This window comes from Brachyspira pilosicoli, from assembly GCF_019402445.1.
Classification (GTDB): Bacteria; Spirochaetota; Brachyspiria; order Brachyspirales; family Brachyspiraceae; genus Brachyspira; species Brachyspira pilosicoli_B.
In genome coordinates this window covers 1-1,494 of the sequence record NZ_SRZM01000345.1, presented here as the reverse complement: position 1 = coordinate 1,494, position 1,494 = coordinate 1, and the positions used below count along the sequence as shown (strand labels likewise).

The 1,494-nt window shown below is 27.0% G+C and carries 1 protein-coding gene; it reads right to left on the bottom strand.

Annotated features, from left to right (window positions below; genetic code table 11):
* Positions 1–71: 71 nt before the first annotated feature.
* Positions 72–1,439 (bottom strand): aldehyde dehydrogenase family protein, encoded by a 1,368-nt coding sequence (locus E6A48_RS10450; protein WP_219710143.1) that lies wholly within the window; start codon positions 1,437–1,439, stop codon positions 72–74.
* Positions 1,440–1,494: the final 55 nt, after the last annotated feature.

Here is a 1,494-nt window from a genome sequence, read left to right as displayed (position 1 = left end):
CCCTACGGGTACGCTTCGCGAAAAGTGCAAATTTACAGAACTTAAATCATATTATATATATAAAATAATTTTTACTTCTTAAATAACTCAAACAAAAACTTTAATGCTTTTATATTTTTGCTGTAAGGCGGATATTTAGTATTAAGCTCAAAATTATAATTCTTTTTTAATACTGTAGTCTTCTTTGTAAAGCATTCAAAACTATAATAACCATGATACTCCCCTATTCCGCTTGTTGCTACTCCTCCAAAAGGAGCATTGTTATTTAATATATGGCTTATAGTATCATTTACAGATGCACCGCCAAAAGAAATATTGTTTAAAAAATAGTCTACAAAATTATTATCATCAGAAAAAACATACATAGCCAAAGGGTGAGAACATACTTTATCTAGAATATCTCTTGCCTCTTCTTTAGTGTTATAATAAACTATAGGGAAAATGCTTCCAAATATCTCATCTCTCATTACATTATTTTCTAAACTGTTAGGCTCTAATAATGTAATTGCAAGAGATAATGCCTCATCATCATATTCACCGCCATATAATATTTTGCCGTCATTTAAGTAACTTTTTAATCTTTCATAATGACTTTTATTAATAATTCTGTTTAATTTTCTCTCATCTTCAAATAATTTTATTTCTGTATTAAATGCCTCTAAAAACTTATCTTTAATATTCTTGTTTACTAATAGATAATCAGGAGACACGCAAGTTTGCCCAGAATTAATAAACTTTCCCCATATTATTCTCTTTAGAGCTTTATTAATATTTTTTATATTGTCATCAACTATAACAGGAGATTTTCCTCCAAGCTCTAAAGTAAGAGAGGTTAAAAAGTTAGAAGCATTATTCATTATAATTTTTCCAACCCTCGGGGAGCCTGTAAAAAATATTTTATCATATTCTATTTTTGTAGTCTCTTCTGCAGGAAAAGATTTATCTACAACAGCAATATACTCTTCATTAAATGTTTCTTTTACAGAAGAATATATTGCATCATAAACATTACTTGTTAATTGAGAAGGAAGTATTATAGAAGTATTTCCTCCAGCAATAGAGCCTATAAGAGGAAGAAAAGTTAATTGCAAAGGATAATTCCAAGGAGATATTATAAGTGATACTCCATAAGGTTTATTCATTATAATTGTTTTAGAATCTATTGTGAGGAAATTTCTTTTAACTTTTTTATCTTTCATCCAAGTTTTTAATTTTTTTATAAAAAGATTTATTTCATCAATTATAATAAATAATTCAGTACCAATAGCCTCAAATTCAAGTTTAGCCATATCTTTATTTAGAGCATCAATAAAATTAGCCTCATTTTTTATAATCATAGCCTTTAGTTTTTTTAGCCGCTCTATTCTAAAAGAATATTCTAATGTAGCACCGCTTTTAAAAAACTCTCTTTGCTTATTTCTTAACTCTTCTATATACATAAAAAATAATATCCCTTAAAAATAGTTTTTAATTTAAAATATTTGCAGGGCTTTG

Excerpts from the sequence above, each read along its gene's own strand:
- E6A48_RS10450 (WP_219710143.1), bottom strand. The coding sequence starts at position 1,439 with ATGTATATAGAAGAGTTAAGAAATAAGCAAAGAGAGTTTTTTAAAAGC.